Annotated in this window: 17 protein-coding genes; 8 read left to right on the top strand and 9 right to left on the bottom strand. The window is 73.3% G+C overall.

The window, feature by feature from the left end; all coding sequences use genetic code 11:
• Window positions 1–117: 117 nt before the first annotated feature.
• Both FHX31_RS02825 and FHX31_RS02820 read left to right on the top strand, forming a co-directional pair.
• Window positions 118–660, top strand: a complete 543-nt coding sequence (locus tag FHX31_RS02825; RefSeq protein WP_091332150.1) for a nucleotidyltransferase domain-containing protein — start codon at window positions 118–120, stop codon at window positions 658–660.
• Between the two features lie 40 nt (window positions 661–700).
• On the top strand, window positions 701–1666 hold the full coding sequence (locus FHX31_RS02820; protein WP_091330850.1) for an alpha/beta hydrolase family protein: 966 nt from the start codon (window positions 701–703) through the stop codon (window positions 1664–1666).
• Window positions 1667–1744: 78 nt separating this feature from the next.
• Here the strand turns inward: FHX31_RS02820 and FHX31_RS02815 are convergent, their stop codons facing one another.
• The 3 genes from FHX31_RS02815 to FHX31_RS02805 all read right to left on the bottom strand — a co-directional run bounded on the left by FHX31_RS02815 (window position 1745) and on the right by FHX31_RS02805 (window position 4455).
• Entirely contained in the window at window positions 1745–2707 is a 963-nt protein-coding gene (locus tag FHX31_RS02815; RefSeq protein WP_049800099.1) for a zinc-binding dehydrogenase, read from the bottom strand.
• Between the two features lie 76 nt (window positions 2708–2783).
• A complete protein-coding gene (locus FHX31_RS02810) occupies window positions 2784–3959 on the bottom strand; it encodes an NAD(P)-dependent malic enzyme (RefSeq protein ID WP_013288351.1) in 1176 nt (391 codons plus the stop codon).
• Window positions 3960–4116: 157 nt separating this feature from the next.
• A complete protein-coding gene (locus tag FHX31_RS02805) occupies window positions 4117–4455 on the bottom strand; it encodes a S26 family signal peptidase (RefSeq protein WP_013288352.1) in 339 nt (112 codons plus the stop codon).
• Window positions 4456–4533: 78 nt separating this feature from the next.
• On the opposite strand from FHX31_RS02805, the gene sodN reads away from it, so the two are divergent.
• Genes sodN through FHX31_RS02790 form a run of 3 tightly spaced genes read left to right on the top strand, consistent with a single transcriptional unit; the run spans window position 4534 to window position 5899 of the window.
• A complete protein-coding gene (gene sodN / locus FHX31_RS02800) occupies window positions 4534–4938 on the top strand; it encodes a superoxide dismutase, Ni (protein WP_013288353.1) in 405 nt (134 codons plus the stop codon).
• Window positions 4935–5459: a GNAT family N-acetyltransferase gene (locus FHX31_RS02795; protein ID WP_013288354.1), complete on the top strand. Its 525-nt coding sequence runs from the start codon at window positions 4935–4937 to the stop codon at window positions 5457–5459. The genes sodN and FHX31_RS02795 overlap by 4 nt, the downstream gene beginning before the upstream one ends.
• Window positions 5460–5491: 32 nt before the next feature.
• Window positions 5492–5899: an ATP-binding protein gene (locus tag FHX31_RS02790; protein ID WP_013475278.1), complete on the top strand. Its 408-nt coding sequence runs from the start codon at window positions 5492–5494 to the stop codon at window positions 5897–5899.
• A 111-nt stretch (window positions 5900–6010) separates the two neighbouring features.
• On the opposite strand, the gene FHX31_RS02785 is transcribed toward FHX31_RS02790, so the two are convergent.
• Entirely contained in the window at window positions 6011–6412 is a 402-nt protein-coding gene (locus FHX31_RS02785; RefSeq protein ID WP_041784529.1) for a hypothetical protein, read from the bottom strand.
• Window positions 6413–6455: 43 nt separating this feature from the next.
• Here FHX31_RS02785 and FHX31_RS02780 point away from each other — a divergent pair, with 43 nt between their 5' ends.
• Complete coding sequence (locus tag FHX31_RS02780) at window positions 6456–7406, top strand: diacylglycerol/lipid kinase family protein (RefSeq protein ID WP_030271872.1); 951 nt, start codon at window positions 6456–6458, stop codon at window positions 7404–7406.
• A gap of 450 nt (window positions 7407–7856) precedes the next feature.
• Window positions 7857–8114: a WhiB family transcriptional regulator gene (locus FHX31_RS02775; protein WP_013288358.1), complete on the top strand. Its 258-nt coding sequence runs from the start codon at window positions 7857–7859 to the stop codon at window positions 8112–8114.
• Between the two features lie 63 nt (window positions 8115–8177).
• Here the strand turns inward: FHX31_RS02775 and FHX31_RS02770 are convergent, their stop codons facing one another.
• From FHX31_RS02770 to FHX31_RS02755, 4 genes are read right to left on the bottom strand one after another with little or no spacing between them, the layout of a single operon-like run.
• A complete protein-coding gene (locus tag FHX31_RS02770) occupies window positions 8178–8927 on the bottom strand; it encodes a sirohydrochlorin chelatase (protein WP_041799111.1) in 750 nt (249 codons plus the stop codon).
• A complete protein-coding gene (locus tag FHX31_RS02765; protein WP_123110477.1) occupies window positions 8909–9658 on the bottom strand; it encodes a phosphoadenylyl-sulfate reductase in 750 nt (249 codons plus the stop codon). Before FHX31_RS02765 ends, FHX31_RS02770 begins: the two co-directional genes overlap by 19 nt.
• Entirely contained in the window at window positions 9655–9813 is a 159-nt protein-coding gene (locus FHX31_RS02760; RefSeq protein ID WP_013288361.1) for a hypothetical protein, read from the bottom strand. Before FHX31_RS02760 ends, FHX31_RS02765 begins: the two co-directional genes overlap by 4 nt.
• Window positions 9810–11519: a nitrite/sulfite reductase gene (locus FHX31_RS02755; RefSeq protein WP_184974952.1), complete on the bottom strand. Its 1710-nt coding sequence runs from the start codon at window positions 11517–11519 to the stop codon at window positions 9810–9812. The genes FHX31_RS02760 and FHX31_RS02755 overlap by 4 nt, the downstream gene beginning before the upstream one ends.
• A gap of 425 nt (window positions 11520–11944) precedes the next feature.
• On the opposite strand from FHX31_RS02755, the gene FHX31_RS02750 reads away from it, so the two are divergent.
• Window positions 11945–13975 (top strand): glycosyltransferase family 39 protein, encoded by a 2031-nt coding sequence (locus FHX31_RS02750; protein ID WP_486481648.1) that lies wholly within the window; start codon window positions 11945–11947, stop codon window positions 13973–13975.
• Here the strand turns inward: FHX31_RS02750 and FHX31_RS02745 are convergent.
• Window positions 13950–15554 (bottom strand): PAS domain-containing sensor histidine kinase, encoded by a 1605-nt coding sequence (locus FHX31_RS02745; protein ID WP_013475272.1) that lies wholly within the window; start codon window positions 15552–15554, stop codon window positions 13950–13952. The genes FHX31_RS02750 and FHX31_RS02745 overlap by 26 nt on opposite strands.

The raw sequence follows: 15554 nt of genomic DNA, 5'->3' as shown, positions 1-15554 counted from the left end.
GAAGTTGACGGCGTTCACTGTCCGGTTTGTCGCCGCCAACTTCATGATCGACCGGGTCTGGGCCCGGGGGGGGGTGAGGGTCTGGGCGGGCAGCGGGGTCCGGGCGGGGTGGGTAGCGTGCGCGGGGTGGACGGGGTGGCGGGCCGGCAGTTGGGGGCGATCCGGGAGGTCGTCGACGTCGCCGGCGCGTGCGGGATCGACGTGTGGCTGCGCGGGGGCTGGGCGATGGACTTCCACCTCGGCGAGGTGACCCGTCCGCATGTCGACGTCGACTGGTACTGCTGGCGGCGCGACGCCGAGACGCTGGCCGACCGGCTCGGTGCGCTCGGCTGGCGCCCCGACCCCCGGATGCCCGCCACGACGCAACTCGACCTGCTGCGCGACGACGTCGAGCTGAGCTTCGCGTACCTCGACCGGGACGCGGACGGCCGGGTCGTCGTCGGCGCCGGACCGTGGGCGGGCACCGCCCTGCCGGAAGGCATGCTGGCCGGGCCGCCCGGCCGGATCGGCACGCTCGCGGCACCGGTGATCAGCGTCGCGGCGCAGATCGAGTTCAAGGAGATGTTCCCGGTCTGGATGCCGGGGCGCCCGCGCCGGGCCAAGGACGCCGCCGACCTGGCTCGTCTCCGGGCGTCAGCGGGCGGTCACCCGCCGCGCTGACCGGGCCTGGCCGCCGCGATCGCGAGGCACAATCGAGTTCATGCGCCGTCGTCCCGCCGCCCTGATCACCGCCGCCGTGCTCGGCGCCGCCCTCACCGGCTGCTCGGAGCAGCCCACCGCCCCGGCCGGGCGGCCCGCCCCCGACGTCCCACCGACCAGTGCCACGCCGGCGCCGCGCGTACCCGCCGGCAAGGCGCCCACGGAGAGCTTCGCGGTCGGCGTACGCCAGGTGAAGCTGAACCGCGACGGCGACCGGCCGTTGCCGGTGACGCTCTGGTACCCGGCGGCGGGCGCGGCCGGTGGCGCGGTCGAGCGTTCCGCCCCGGCGGCGGACGGGCGGTTCCCGGTGGTGCTGTTCAGCCACGGGCTCAGCGCCCGGCCGGAGGACTACCAGGCGCTGCTGACCCGCTGGGCGGCGGCCGGGTTCGTGGTCGCCGCGCCGCGTTTCCCGCACACCTCCCGGGGCACCGACGGCAACCCGCTGGACGTGCTCAACCAGCCGGCCGACGTGTCGTACGTGCTGACGCGCGTGCTCGCGCTCGGCGAGAAGGCGGGCGATCCGCTGCGCGGCCGGCTGGACCCGGAGCGGGTGGCCGCGACCGGGCACAGCGCCGGTGGCGTGACCACGATCGGGCTGTTCACCGCGGGCCGGGACGAGCGGCTGGACGCGGGCATCGTCTTCGCCGGCACCGCGCTCGGTGTGGGCACCGCGTTCGCCGGTGCCGCCGCGCCGCAGCTGTTCGTGCACGGCGAGGCCGACGAGGTGGTGTCGTACGCCGCCGGCAAGGCCGTGTACGACGTGGTGCCGTGGCCGAAGGCGATGCTCAGCCTGCCGAAGGGTGACCACGGCCGGGCGCTGCTCGGCGACGGCAAGGCGCTGGGCGTGGTCGCCGACACCACTGTCGAGTTCCTCCGCTGGACGCTCTACGGCGACCCGGCGGCGAAGAAGCGCCTCCCCGCCGACGCCGCCCGGGGCGGCCTGGCCACCCTCGACGACCGCCTGTAAGGAAGGGCCCCTTCTTAACGTCTCCGGTAGAGAAGGGGCCCCTTCTTAACACGCCGCCCGCGCCGCGCGCCGTCCGCGTCAGGCGGTGTGGTCGACGACCACCTTGCCGAAGACGTCGCCGGAGTGCAGCCGGGCGAACGCCTCGGAGATCTCGCTGAACGGCACCACCCGGTCGACCACCGGGCGCACCTCGTGCTCGGCGCAGAACGCGAGCAGCTCGGTCAGCTCGTCCGGGGTGCCCATCGAGGTGCCGAGGATCTCCAGCTGCATGGCGAAGACCCGCCGCAGGTTGATCTTGGGCTCGTGCCCGGAGGTGGCGCCGGAGACCACGATCCGGGCCGTCGGGGCGGCCGACTTGAGCGAGTGGTCGAAGGTGGCCGCGCCGACCGTCTCGATCACCACGTCGACCCGTTCCGGCAACCGCGCGCCGGGTTCCAGCGCGGTCGCGCCCAGCTCGGCGATCCGTTCCCGCTTGGCGGCGTCGCGGCTGGTCGCGTACACCCGCTTGCCGAGCGCGACGCCGAGCGCGACGGCCGCGGTGGCCACGCCACCGCCGGCGCCCTGGACCAGCACCGACTCGCCGTCGGCGACCCGGCCCTTGGTGGTCAGCATCCGCCACGCGGTGAGCCAGGCCGTGGGCAGGCACGCCGCGTCGGTGGCCGACAGGCCGTCGGGCAGCGGCAGCAGGTTCATCCGGGGTACGGCGACACGCTCGGCGAACGTGCCCTGGTAGTGCTCGGAGAGGATGGAGACCCCGCGCGGGTCACCGGGGGTGGGCACCACCGGGTAGATGACCACCTCGTTGCCGTCCGGGTCGGTGCCGACCGCGTCGCAGCCCAGGATCATCGGGAGCTGGCCGGCGGTCAGGCCCACGCCGCGCAGCGACCATAGGTCGTGGTGGTTGAGCGAGCTGGCCCGGACCTGCACGGTGACCCAGTCGTCCTGCGGATGGGTCGGCTCGGGACGGTCGCCGACGGCGAGCGCGGCGAGCGGGTTGTCGGCGTCGAAGGCCGAGGCATAGGCAGCACGCATGATCGGCACGGTAACAAGCTGAGCAGCAGTTAAGAAGGGGCCCTTCCTCTACCGGAGGCGTTAGGAAGGGCCCCTTCCTTACATCTCAGCGGCGGGCGACCCCGTCGCGGCGGGCGGCCTCCGCGACCGCCTCGGCCACCGCCGGTGCGACGCGCGGGTCCAGCGGCGACGGCACGATCGCATCGGCGGTCAGCGACTCGGCCACCACGCCCGCGATGGCGTCGGCGGCGGCCACCTTCATCGAGTCGGTGATCCGGGTGGCCCCGGCGTCCAGCGCGCCCCGGAACACACCCGGGAACGCGAGCACGTTGTTGATCTGGTTCGGGTAGTCGCTGCGCCCGGTGGCGACCACCGCCACGTGCCGGGCGGCCACCTCGGGGTGCACCTCCGGAGTGGGGTTGGCCAGCGCGAACACGATGCCGCCGGGGGCCATGCCGGCCACCGCCGCCTCCGGGATCTGGCCGCCGGAGACGCCCACGAGCACGTCCGCGTCGCGCAGCGCCTCGGTGATGTCGCCCTGGCGGCCCTCGGCGTTGGTGAGCTCGGCCAGTTCGGCCTTGGTGCCGGTCAGCTCGCGGTGCCGGCCGATGATGCCGCGCGAGTCGCACACCACCACCCGGTCCGGGTCGACGCCGCCGGCGATCAGCATCTTGGTGACCGCCACCCCGGCCGCACCCGCGCCGCTGACCGCCACCCGCAGGTCACCGAGCTTGCGGTTGAGCAGAGCCGCGGCGTTGCGCAGCGCGGCGAGCACCACGATCGCGGTGCCGTGCTGGTCGTCGTGGAAGACCGGGATGTCCAGCGCCTCGTCGAGCCGGCGCTCCACCTCGAAGCAGCGCGGGGCGCTGATGTCCTCCAGGTTGATCCCGCCGAACGAGGGCGCGAGCGCCTTGACCGTCGCGACGATCTCGTCCACGTCCTGGGTGTCCAGGCAGACCGGCACCGCGTCCACGCCGGCGAACTGCTTGAACAGCACCGCCTTGCCCTCCATCACGGGCAGCGCGGCGCGCGGGCCGATGTTGCCGAGACCGAGTACGGCGGAACCGTCGGTGACCACGGCGACGGTGTGCGACACCCAGGTGTAGGTGTCGACGAGCGCGGGGTCGGCGGCGATCGCCTCGCACACCCGGGCCACACCCGGGGTGTACGCGAGGGAGAGGTCCTCGCGGCTGGTCAGCGGCACTGTGGAGGCGACTGCCATCTTGCCGCCGACGTGCAGGCGGAAGACGGGATCGGCGGGGTCCGGGGTGGACGAAGACATGGTGACTCCAGGATCTGTCGAGCAGACGGACCGGCCGGCGTGGTCAGCGGTGGTCAGCGACCGGCGGCGCGGCGGTGCGGGGGTCACCCGGGCACTTTTCGAGCATAGTCACGCTTCGGCACCCAGTATGTGAGCGGGGTCATATCCGCTCCGGTCGTTACCGTCCCCTGACCCGTCCCGGACGCGGCCACCAGCGGGCCACCACCCGGCCCCGGACGTCGGCCACGCCGTACGCGCGGGAGTCGTCGGCGACGAACTCGTTGTCGCCGCGCAACCACCATCCGCCGTCGCGCGGTTCCACCGCCCGCTTGACGACGAGCAGGTCGGGGCGGCTGCGGAACACGGCGACGACGACGTCGCCGGGGCGTACCGGCCGGCCTTTCGTGCGGACCAGCACCGCGTCGCCGTGACGCAGCGTCGGGGCCATGGACGGGCCGGTCACCAGCACCGGCACCAGCGGGCCGCGCAGGGCCGGAGGTTCACCGGTGGGCGCCATGTCACCTCCCAGCCCCGGAGGGCGTCTCCAGGAGTAATGTCGTCTTGGATCATCGCAAACAACCCATGGAGGACCCTGATGCGCCTTCCCCGCATCCTCACGCCCCGGGTGACGGCCAGCGCTCACTGCGACCTGCCCTGCGGCGTATACGACCCGGCCCAGGCCCGGATCGAGGCCGAGTCGGTCAAAATGATCTGCGAGAAGTACCAGGCCAACACCGACCCGGAGTTCCGCACCCGCGCCATCCTGATCAAGGAGCAGCGGGCGGAGCTGGTCAAGCACCACCTGTGGGTGCTCTGGACCGACTACTTCAAGGCGCCGCACTTCGAGAAGTACCCGCACCTGCACCAGCTGTTCAACGAGGCCACCAAGCTGGCCGGCGCGGCCGGCGCCAAGGGCGGCACCGACCCGGCCAAGGCCGACGAGCTGCTGGCGAAGATCGACGAGATCTCGAAGATCTTCTGGGAGACCAAGCAGGCGTGACGTCGCCCGACGGCACTCCGACGATCCGGCCGGTACGTCCCGAGGACGTACCGGCCGTCGTCGCCATGGTGCACGAACTCGCCGAGTACGAGCGCGCACCCGAGCAGTGCCACCTCACCACTGCACAGCTCGACGCGGCCCTGTTCGGCCCGTCCCCGGCGCTGTACGGCCACGTCGCCGTCGACGCCTCGGACCAGCCGGTCGGCTTCGCGCTCTGGTTCCTCAACTTCTCCACCTGGGCCGGCGTGCACGGCATCTACCTGGAGGACCTCTACGTCCGCCCGGACGCCCGGGGCACCGGCGCGGGCCGGATGCTGCTCGCCACGCTGGCCGCGATCTGCGTCGAGCGCGGCTACCAGCGCCTGGAGTGGTGGATGATCCACTGGAACCCGGCGGCCCGCTTCTACGCCGCGATCGGTGCCACGCCGATGGACGAGTGGACGCCGTACCGCCTGGCCGGGCCGGCGTTGCACGAGCTAGCGACGCACGCGACGGCCGCGCCCACGCGCCCCGCCCGCTGACCGGGTAGAGTCCCGCACCGGGGGGAGGAGCCGTGACTCAACTGACCGGGCACCCGACGACCGATGACGACGTCGTCCACCTCACCGTGCCCGCCGACGGTGGTTACCTCGGCGTGCTCCGCACCGCCACGGCCGGCCTCGCGGCCCGGCTCCAGTTCGCCCTCGACGAGATCGAGGATCTGCGCATCGCCGTCGACGAGGCGTGCGCCATGCTGCTCGCCATCGCCACCCGCGACGCCGAGTTGGAGTGCCGGTTCGCGGTCACCGACGACGCGCTCACCGTCGAGGTGACGGTGCCGACGGTCCGGGGCGCCACGCTGCCGTCCGAGTCGTCGTTCGCCTGGAAGGTGCTGACCGCGCTGACCACCGGGGCGAACGCCCACGCATCAGGCGGCCGGGCCACCATCTCGCTGCTGACCCGCCGCGCCGGCGTCTACTGACCGACGCGCGGCCACGGCCCGGCGGCGGCCACGGCCCGGCGGCGTCCAGACCCGGCTGCGCCCCAGGCCCGGCTGCGGTCCAGAACGGGCCGCGTCAAGACCGGGCGGCGCTCAGCCGGCCGGCTCGCCGAATCCCAGCGCGCGGTTCGTCGGACCGCTCACCAGCAGCCCGACCATGCCGATCCCGAGCGCCATCAGCGGTACCCCGAGCCAGCCCATGCCGCCCTCGATCATGAACCAGCCGACCGGCAGCAGCATGAGCTGGAGCACGATCGCCGGCGCACGAGCCCCGGCACGGCGGCGGGACAGCGCGCCGCCGAGCGCCCAGAGCGCCACCGCACCGCCGACGGCGAAGACGGTCACCAGCAGCGCCGAGGTCAGATCCGTCGTGTCGGCGGTGAGGTCGGACCAGATGAGCCACACCGCGATCAGCCCCAGCGCCACCGCCTGGGCACGTAGCAGGAGCACCGCGGCGCGCAGCGTGCCGGGGAGCGGGTCGGAGTCGATCGTCACGGGCGCCACGATACCGGTGGGTAGTCGCGGTACAGTGCCGCCCATGCGGGCCGTCCTGGTGGTCAATCCGAAGGCCACCACCACCAGCGAGCGCAGCCGGGACGTGCTGGTCCGGGCGTTGCGCAGTGAAGTCGACCTGTCGGTGCGCTACACCCGCCGACGGGGCCACGCCACGGATCTGGCCCGGGAGGCCGCCCAGGAGGGCGTCGACCTGGTCGTCACGCTCGGCGGTGACGGCACCGTCAACGAGGTGGTGAACGGCCTGATGGCGGCGGAGCCGCCGACGTTCCGTACCGGACAGACCTCGGCCGAGCGGCTGCCCGCGCTGGCCACCGTGCCGGGCGGTTCGACGAACGTGTTCGCCCGCGCGCTCGGGCTGCCCCGGGAGTGGCCGGACGGCACCAGCATGATCCTGGAAGGGCTGCGACTGGGCCGGTCCCGCACGATCGGGCTGGGCCGTGCGGACGACCGCTACTTCACGTTCTGCGCCGGCTTCGGGCTGGACGCGGCCGTCATCCGCCGGGTGGAGCAGGCCCGCAAGAAGGGGCGCGTCTCCACTCCGGCGCTCTACTTCCGTTCCACGGCGAGTCAGTACTTCGTCGGCTCGGACCGCCGCCACCCGTCGATCACGCTGGAGCGCCCGGGTGAGGCGCCCGCGACGGAGTTGGCCACGGCGATCATCCAGAACACCGCGCCGTGGACGTACCTGGGCGACCGCGAGATCAACCCGAACCCGGAGGCGTCGTTCGATCTCGGGCTCGACGTGCTCGCGTTGCGGCGGCTCCGGGTCGCCAGCACGGCCCGTACGGCGGTGCAGTTCTTCTCGAAGCAACCGGATCCGCACGGCAAGCAGGTGTTGCGGCTGCACGACGTGGCGGAGTTCACGCTGGTCTCGGACCGGCCGTTGCCGTTCCAGCTGGACGGGGACTACCTCGGCGAGCGGGAGAAAGTCCGATTCACATCCGTACCGGCCGCACTGAGAGTAATCTGCTAGGTCTCGGGTATCCCAGTCGGTTGACGCGGACCGCCCGCCGCGCGGGCGCGGTGGCCGCCACGCCGAGGAAGGGTGCCGGAAATGTCAGCAACGTCACGCAGACCGTACTACATTGATTATCGACTGTGGCACGCCGGGTAACCAGGGCTCTGGCAAACCCGGACAAATGGGTGGTGAGCCCGCTCACTGTTCGGAGTTTTTCCGAGCGTCACCCTTGACATCGCTGTAGTTCGTGAAAGTATTCACAAGCGAACTCGTGTTGCCGGGACATTGCCTGGATATGCTCGTTCGGTTGAGCTGTTCCAGCAGGTCCGGGCACCCCACAGCCTGCTCACGCTGCGCCGAATTGATGGATGCTGACCGTCACCATTCGGCAATGCGGACGCATATAGAAATAGCAACAACGAAGCGTTATCTGGCCACCCACTAAGAATGAGGAGTGTTGCCGCCATGGACTGGCGCCACGATTCGGTCTGCCGCGACGAGGACCCGGAGCTGTTCTTCCCGATCGGGACGTCCGGCCCGGCCCTCCTTCAGGTGGAGCAGGCGAAGGCCGTCTGCCGGCGCTGCCCCGTGACCGACCAGTGCCTGCAGTGGGCGCTGGAGTCCGGTCAGGACGCCGGCGTCTGGGGTGGGATGAGCGAAGAGGAGCGTCGCGCGGTGAAGCGCCGCGGCGGCCTCCGGGTGCTGCGCGCTCACTCCGCCTGACCCGTACACGCTGACCGCCCCGGCCGGGATTCCGGCCGGGGCGTTCTGCTGTCCCGGACCGGGTCAGCCCGCCACCGCCTCCACCCGCCGCCGGACCAGGTCCGCCAGCTCCGGCAGGTCGGTCAGGGGGTCCGCCACCGCCACCGCGCCGGCCGAACGGGCCGACGCGCGTACCCCGTCGTGGAACCGGCCCGGCGCCAGGAAGTAGGCGGCCACCGCGACCCGGCGGGCGCCCGCGGCGCGCAGTCGCGTGACCGCGCCGCCGACCTCCGGGGGCGCCGCCGAGGCGTACGAGACGCGGCAGGGCACTCCGAGCCCGGCGCCGAACGCCGCGGCGACCCGGCCCACCGAGGCGCGCGCCGCCGGATCCCGGGTACCGGCCGCCGCCAGCACCACCGCGTCCAGACCACCCGGCCCGTCACCGGTCGCCTCCGCCAGACGGCGGCGCAGCCCGTCCAGCAGCCCGCCGTCCACCCCGCCACCGGTCGGCCCCAGCACATCCGTCACCCGTACCTCGATGTCCGCGCCGGCCGCCGCGACCGCCGCCGGGATGTCCACCTTCCGGTGGTACGCGGCGGTCAACAGCAGCGGCACCAGGACCGCCCGGGAGTGACCGGCGTCGGCCAGCCCGCGCAGCACCTCGGCCGGCCCGGGATCGGTGTGGTCGAGCCAGCTCGGCAGCACCGGACGGCCGGGGCAGGTGTCCGCCACGGCCCGGGCCAGCGCCCGGGTCGCCTCCGCCGCACGCGGGTCACGGCTGCCGTGCGCCACCAGCACCACCGGCGGCCCGGCGCTCAGGTGTGCAGGCCGCACTCGGTCTTCTCGAACATCGCCCAGCGGCCGGCGCGCGGGTCCTCCCCCGCCTTCGTCCGCCGGGTGCACGGCCAGCAGCCGATCGAGCCGTAGCCGCGGGCGAACAGCTCGTTGACCGGGATGTCGTACCGGGCCACGTAGGCGTCCACCTCCCGCTGCGTCCAGGCCGCTATCGGGTTCACCTTGACCTTGCCGCGCCGCGCGTCGAAGCCCACCACCGGCGTGTTCGCCCGGGTCGGCGACTCGTCCCGGCGCAGCCCGGCGGCCCAGGCGTCGTACCCGGACAGCGCCCGCTCCAGCGGCTCCACCTTGCGCAGCTGGCAGCAGTCGTCCGGGGACCTGTTGAACAGGCGCGGACCGTACTGGCCGTCCTGCTGCCCCACAGTCATCCGCGGCCGGATGGAGCGCACCCGCACCGGCATCCGCCGGGCCACCTCGTCGCGGACGCGCAGCGTCTCCGGGAAGTGCAGGCCGGTGTCCAGGAACACCACGTCGACGCCGGGCGCGACCCGGGAGACCAGGTGCGCCACCACGCCGTCGGCCATCGAGCTGGTCACGCAGAACCGCTCGCCGAACGTCTCCACCGCCCACCGGGCAATCTCGATCGCGGGCGCGTCGGCCAGCTCCCGGCCGGCCTCCTCGGCCAGCGCGCGCAGCTCCTCCGCGTCGCGGCGCGTCGGCTCGGCCGCGCCGATCAGGCCGAGGCCGGCGGCGGAGACGAGGCCGCTCACCGGGTCACCGCCCGGCTCAGCAGGCCGGTGAACTTCACCGCGAAGACCCGCGCGCAGGCGTGGCACTCCCAGGCGCCGTGCCCGGCCTCGTGCGGTCGCAGGTCCTCCTCGCCGCAGTACGGGCAGTAGAGAGGCGCAGATCGGGCATCGCTCATCGGAGCTCCTCCTCGTCGACTCTGATCACCCAGTTGGCGAACGTCTCACCCTCGGTCCGGCCGGCCAGGTAGCGGCGGGCGAGCCGTTCCACGTACTCCGGAAGCTCCTCGGCGGTGGTCTTCAGACCGCGCAGCTTGCGGCCGAAGCCGGCGGTCTGCCCCTGCGCCATGCCGAGGCCGCCGCCGAGGTGCACCTGGAAGCCCTCGACCTGCCGGCCGTCCGGGCCGACCACGAGCTGGCCCTTGAGCCCGATGTCGGCGACCTGGGTGCGGGCGCAGGCGTTCGGGCAGCCGTTGAGGTGGATGGAGATGTCCGCGTCGAAGTCGCGCAGCCGCTCCTCCAGGCGCGCGACCAGCTCCTCACCGCGCCGCTTGGTCTCGACGATGGCGAGCTTGCAGAACTCGATGCCGGTGCAGGCCATCGTGCCGCGCCGCCAGGCCGACGGCCGGGCCTCCAGGCCGATCCCGCGCAGCGCCGTGACCAGCGAGTCGGTCCGCTCCGGCGCCACGTCCAGCACGAGCAGCTTCTGGTACGGCGTGAGCCGCACCCGGTCGCTGCCGTGCGCCTCGACCACGTCGGCGAGCTGGGCCAGCTGGGTGCCGGAGACCCGGCCCACCACCGGGGCCGCGCCCACGTAGTTCGCGCCGTCACTCTGCCGGTGCACGCCGATGTGGTCGACCGGCTTCGCCGGCAGGTCGGCGGCCGGACCGTCGAGCAGCGTGCGGCCCAGGTACTCCTTTTCCAGCACCTCCCGGAAGCGCTCCACGCCCCAGTCGGCGACCAGGAACTTCAGCCGGGCCCGGTTGCGCAGCCGACGGTAGCCGTAGTCGCGGAAGATGCCGACCACACCGGCCCACACGTCCGGTACCTCGTTCAGCGGCACCCAGACGCCGAGCCGCTTGGCGAGCATCGGGTTGGTGGAGAGCCCGCCGCCGACCCACACGTCGAACCCGGGCCCGTGCTCCGGGTGCTCCACGCCGAGGAACGCGATGTCGTTCGCCTCGTACGGCGTGTCGACCAGCCAGGAGATCGAGGTCTTGAACTTGCGGGGCAGGTTGGAGTACACCTTGTCGCCGACGTACCGGCGGACGATCTCGTCGATCGCCGGCGTCGGGTCGAGCACCTCGTCCCGGGCCACCCCGGCGACCGGGCTGCCCAGCACGATCCGGGGGCAGTCGCCGCACGCCTCGGTGGTCTGCAGGCCGACCGCCTCCAGCCGGCGCCAGATCTCCGGCATGTCCTCGACCCGGATCCAGTGGTACTGGATGTTCTGCCGGTCGGTGATGTCGGCGGTGTCCCGGGCGAACTCGCGGGAGATGTCCGCGATCACGCGGAGCTGGGCCAGGTTGAGCTGGCCGCCGTCCACCCGTACCCGGAGCATGAAGAACTCGTCCTCCAGCTCGTGCGGCTCCAGCACCGCGGTACGCCCGCCGTCGATGCCGGCCTTGCGCTGGGTGTAGAGGCCCCACCAGCGGAACCGGCCGCGCAGGTCCTGCGGGTCGATCGAGGCGAAACCGTTGTGGGCGTAGATGTTCTCGATCCGGTCCCGCACGTTCAGCGGGTCGTCGTCCTTCTTGATCCGCTCGTTGGGGTTGAGCGGCTCACGGTGTCCGAGCGCCCACTGCCCCTCGCCGCGTGGCCGGCGGGGCGCACGGGCGGCAGGCGCCGGGGTGTCGGGACGGGTCGGGGTGCTGCTGACCGCCATCGCGGCGTCCTCCATGGTCTGCTGCGGTGCCTGGAGCGCGGACGCGGCGGCCGGCCCTGGAGAGGGCCGTGGACGGCGATGTCGATGACGGCCGGCGCGAGTACGCGCCCGAGACGGAAAGGTCGGGCGTCGTCAGTGGGCCGGACAGATCGCGCTGCGCACGCGGCCGTAATCGACGTGGCGACGAGCCACGAAGCGGCGGACGACAGCGGCGGTCATGTGCCTCATGCTGCCACACCACGCCCCGCACGACCACAGCTCCGCACTGTGATCCCACATCACGGGCCCACCACCCCCACATCGACCCCCATCCCCCTCCCCGCCCTCTCCCCGGTGATCAAGGAGTTAGCATCCCCCAACCCACCACCCCAGGCCGCAATCTCCTTGGTCAACAAGCTCAACCCCACCCACCCGCTCCATTGATCATGAAGTTGGCGGGGACAAAAGGGACGGTGCGTGCCGTCAACTTCATGATCGACCGGGTCCGGGCGTGGGGCCGGGGCGAGGGCCGGGTCGGGGGGCCGGGTGGGTGGGAATCGGTGGAGCGGACGGGCGGGAAGGGCTGGGCGTGTGAGGCTGCGGGGGTGAGGAGGTTCGCGCCCGCGTCCGTCCGCAGCCGGCCGGGTCCGGTGGTGTGGGTGATACCCGGACTGCTCACGCTCGCTGTGACACTGACCGGCATCGGGCACGCCCAGCCGTGGCGGGACGAGCTGGCGACCTGGAGCGCCGCCATTCGCCCGGTACCGGACCTGGTCCGGATGACCCGCACGATCGACGCCGCTACCGGGCCGTACTACCTGCTCATGCATGGCTGGACCGCCCTGGCCGGCGCGTCGCCGACCGCGCTGCGGCTACCCTCCGCGCTCGCGATGGCAGTGGCTGCCGCGCTCACCGCCCGCCTCGGCGCGATGCTCGTCGGCAGTCGCGCCGGGCTGCTGGCCGGACTGCTGTTCGCGGTGCTGCCGGTCACCTCGCGGTACGGCCAGGAGGCCCGCCCGTACGCCCTCGCCACGCTGTTCGCCGTGCTGGCCACGCTGTTGCTGGTCGAGGCGCTGCGCCGGCCGACCTGGCGACGCTGGGCCGGGTACGCCCTCGCCGTCGCCGCGCTCGCCCTGCTCCACCTGATCGCGCTCACCCTGCTCGCCGCCCACGCCGTGGTGGTGCTGCTGACCGCCGCACGTGGCCCCGCGGCGGTCGTCGATCCGCCCGGCCGGTCCCGAGCCGAGATGCCCGACGCGAGCCGGCCATGCCGCAGACACCCGTGGCGTTCCACCCAGCCACGAGATCGAGCGCCGGTGGAACGCCACGGGTGTCACGGCGCCCCGCAGACACCCGCGGCGTTCCACCCAGCCACGAGATCGAGCGCCGGTGGAACGCCACGGGTGTCACCGCATCCCGGGAGCAGGGAGCACGGCACGGACGCGCCGGAAGCGGAACGGCAGGACGTGACCGGCGAGGCTCGGGAGGGGTCGGCGCCCGGCCGACGGGTGCTGGCCGGGTGGCTGCTGGCGCTGGTGCCGGTCGTCGTGTTCGTCACCCCACTGGCGCTGGTGGCGCGGGGGCAGCGTGGACGGCAACTCGACTGGGTGGACCCGGCGCGCCTGCCCGACCTGGCGGCGTTGCCGGGCGCGCTGGCGCAGAGCGGTGTCGTCGGCGGGTTCGTGCTCGCGCTCGCGGCGCTCGGCGCGGCCCGGCTGGGTCGCCGGGCGCTGCTGCCGGTCGCCGCCGTGCTGCTGCCGGTGGTGCTGGTCTTCGCCGCCGGAACGATTGTGCCGCTGTGGGTGACCCGCTACCTCGTCTTCACCATGCCGTTCGCCTGTGTACTTGCCGGCGCCGCGCTGGCTGCCGCGCGGGTCACTCCCGCGCCGGCCCGAACGCCGGGAACAGCGACGCCCGCCGAACCCGAGTGCACGGCGACACCCGCCGCAGCCGGCCGCACTGCCGCGCCCGCGGAAGCAGAGCAAGGACCGACGTCGCCGCGCGGACGGATCGCGGCGGGAATCGCGGTGGTGGTCCTGGCCGGGCTGCTCGGGCTGCCCGACCAGGTGGCCCTGCGCCGTACCCACGAGTGGCCGCGCAGCGCACCGGTCGACTACGCGGGCGCGGCCGGGATCATCCGCGCCGAGCAGCGGCCGGGCGATGCGATCGTCTACTCGCCCCGGGACGGGTGGCTGTTCCCGGATCTCGGCATGGCGTACCACATGGGGCCGAGGCTGCCGCGCGACGTGCTCGTGGTCCGCGACCAGCGGCAGGACGCGAGCCTCTGGGCCGTGGAGTGCGACGACCCGGCGCGGTGCCTGGCCGGGGTGGACCGGGTGTGGCTGGTGGTCACCGGCCGCCGCGCCGACCCGCCGGCGGCGGTGCCTGGCGCGAAGGGCGACGCGCTGCGCGCGGGCTACACGGTGCGGCAGGTGTGGCCGCGGCCGGGGATCACGGTGGCCCTGCTCGTCCGGTGAGGCGGTCGGTGGTGCCGCGGGCCAGCGGTACGACGATGGCCGCCTCGGTGCCGCCGTCGGCGCCGTTGCGCAGGTCGATGGTGCCGCGCAGCTCGCCGGTGACGAGCGCCCGGACGATCTGGAGGCCCAGGTTGCCGCCGCGTTCGGCGTCGAACTGCTCGGGCAGCCCTCGGCCGTTGTCGGTGACAGTGACGTGCAGTTGCTTGCGGGCCCGGTGCGCGGAGACCACCACTTCGGGCCGGGGCGCGGAGACCACGGCCTCGGGCCGGGCCGCGTCCGCGGGCGAGGGCGAGGGCGAGGGGGCACCGGCCTCCTCGTCGGCCGGCGGGAAGCCGTGTTCGACGGCGTTGAGCAGCAGCTCGTTGAGCACCATCACCAGCGAGGTGGCGATCTCGGCGGGCAGTACGCCGAAGGTGCCGCGGCGGCGCATGCCGACGCTCACCTCGGTGGCGGCGACCTCGGTGGCGGCGCTGGCGACCCGGTCCACGATGCCGTCGAACTCGACCGCCTCGTCGCTGGACATGGAGAGCGTCTCGTGGACGAGAGCGATCGAGGCGACCCGGCGTACCGACTCTTCGAGCGCCACCCGCGCCTCGGGCATGGCGACCCTCCGGGCCTGGAGGCGCAGCAGCGCGGCGACGGTCTGGAGGTTGTTCTTCACCCGGTGGTGGATCTCCCGGATGGTGGCGTCCTTGGTGATCAGGGCGCGGTCGCGGCGGCGTACCTCGGTGATGTCGCGGACCAGCACCAGCGCGCCGATCGGCACTCCGGCGGGCATCAGCGGCAGCGCCCGGGTGAGCATGGTGGCGCCCCGCGCGTCGATCTCCCGGCGGGGTGGCGCCTCGCCGCGCAGCGCGGCGAGCACGGCGTTGCCCGCGTCGGTGCCTTCGAGTGGGTCGCCGGCGAGCCGGCGATGCAGCTTGGCCAGGTCCTCCCCGACGAGGTGGGAGGCGTAGCCGAGGCGGCGGTACGCGGACTGCGCGTTCGGGCTGGCGTAGGTGACCTTGCCGTTGGCGTCGAGCCGCACCAGGCCGTCGCCGACCCGAGGCGCCGAGGTGGTCTCGCCGGGGTGCCGGGGCGGCGGGAACGTGCCGTCGGCGATCATCTGGGCGAGGTCGTCGGCGGTGGTCAGGTAGTTCAGTTCGAGCTGGCTCGGGGTGCGCGCGGTGGACAGGTTGGTGTCCCGGCCCACCACGGCGATCACCTCGCCGGCTTCACCGTCGCCGGTGCGCAGCCGGACCGGGATCGCCTCGTGGCGGGCCGGGACGTCGCCGTACCAGACCGGGTCGCCCTCGCGCCAGATCCGTCCCTGCCGGTGGGCCACCTCCAGGTGGGCCACCTCGGCCCCGCCGACGATGCGCCCGACCTGGTCGTCCAGGTAGGCGGTCGGCGCGGTGGTGGGACGGACCTGGGCCACGCAGAGGAACGTGCCGTCACCGTCCACCGGCACCCAGAGCAGCAGGTCGGCGAAGGACAGGTCGGACAGCAGCTGCCAGTCGCCGGCGATCCGGTGCAGATGGTCGATGTCGGCCGGGCGGAGCGCGGTGTGCTCCTCGGCGAGGTCACGGAGGGTGGACAC

Source organism: Micromonospora sp. CNZ286 (assembly GCF_014207755.1).
The sequence above is the reverse complement of the archived record's forward strand: the minus strand, read 5'-3'. Positions and strand labels throughout refer to the sequence as shown.

Coding starts and splice junctions, on each gene's coding strand:
- FHX31_RS02820 (WP_091330850.1), top strand. CDS start 701: ATGCGCCGTCGTCCCGCCGCCCTGATCACCGCCGCCGTGCTCGGCGCC.
- FHX31_RS02810 (WP_013288351.1), bottom strand. CDS start 3,959: ATGTCTTCGTCCACCCCGGACCCCGCCGATCCCGTCTTCCGCCTGCAC.
- FHX31_RS02805 (WP_013288352.1), bottom strand. CDS start 4,455: ATGGCGCCCACCGGTGAACCTCCGGCCCTGCGCGGCCCGCTGGTGCCG.
- sodN (WP_013288353.1), top strand. CDS start 4,534: ATGCGCCTTCCCCGCATCCTCACGCCCCGGGTGACGGCCAGCGCTCAC.
- FHX31_RS02780 (WP_030271872.1), top strand. CDS start 6,456: ATGCGGGCCGTCCTGGTGGTCAATCCGAAGGCCACCACCACCAGCGAG.
- FHX31_RS02775 (WP_013288358.1), top strand. CDS start 7,857: ATGGACTGGCGCCACGATTCGGTCTGCCGCGACGAGGACCCGGAGCTG.
- FHX31_RS02760 (WP_013288361.1), bottom strand. CDS start 9,813: ATGAGCGATGCCCGATCTGCGCCTCTCTACTGCCCGTACTGCGGCGAG.
- FHX31_RS02755 (WP_184974952.1), bottom strand. CDS start 11,519: ATGGCGGTCAGCAGCACCCCGACCCGTCCCGACACCCCGGCGCCTGCC.
- FHX31_RS02750 (WP_486481648.1), top strand. CDS start 11,945: ATGAAGTTGGCGGGGACAAAAGGGACGGTGCGTGCCGTCAACTTCATG.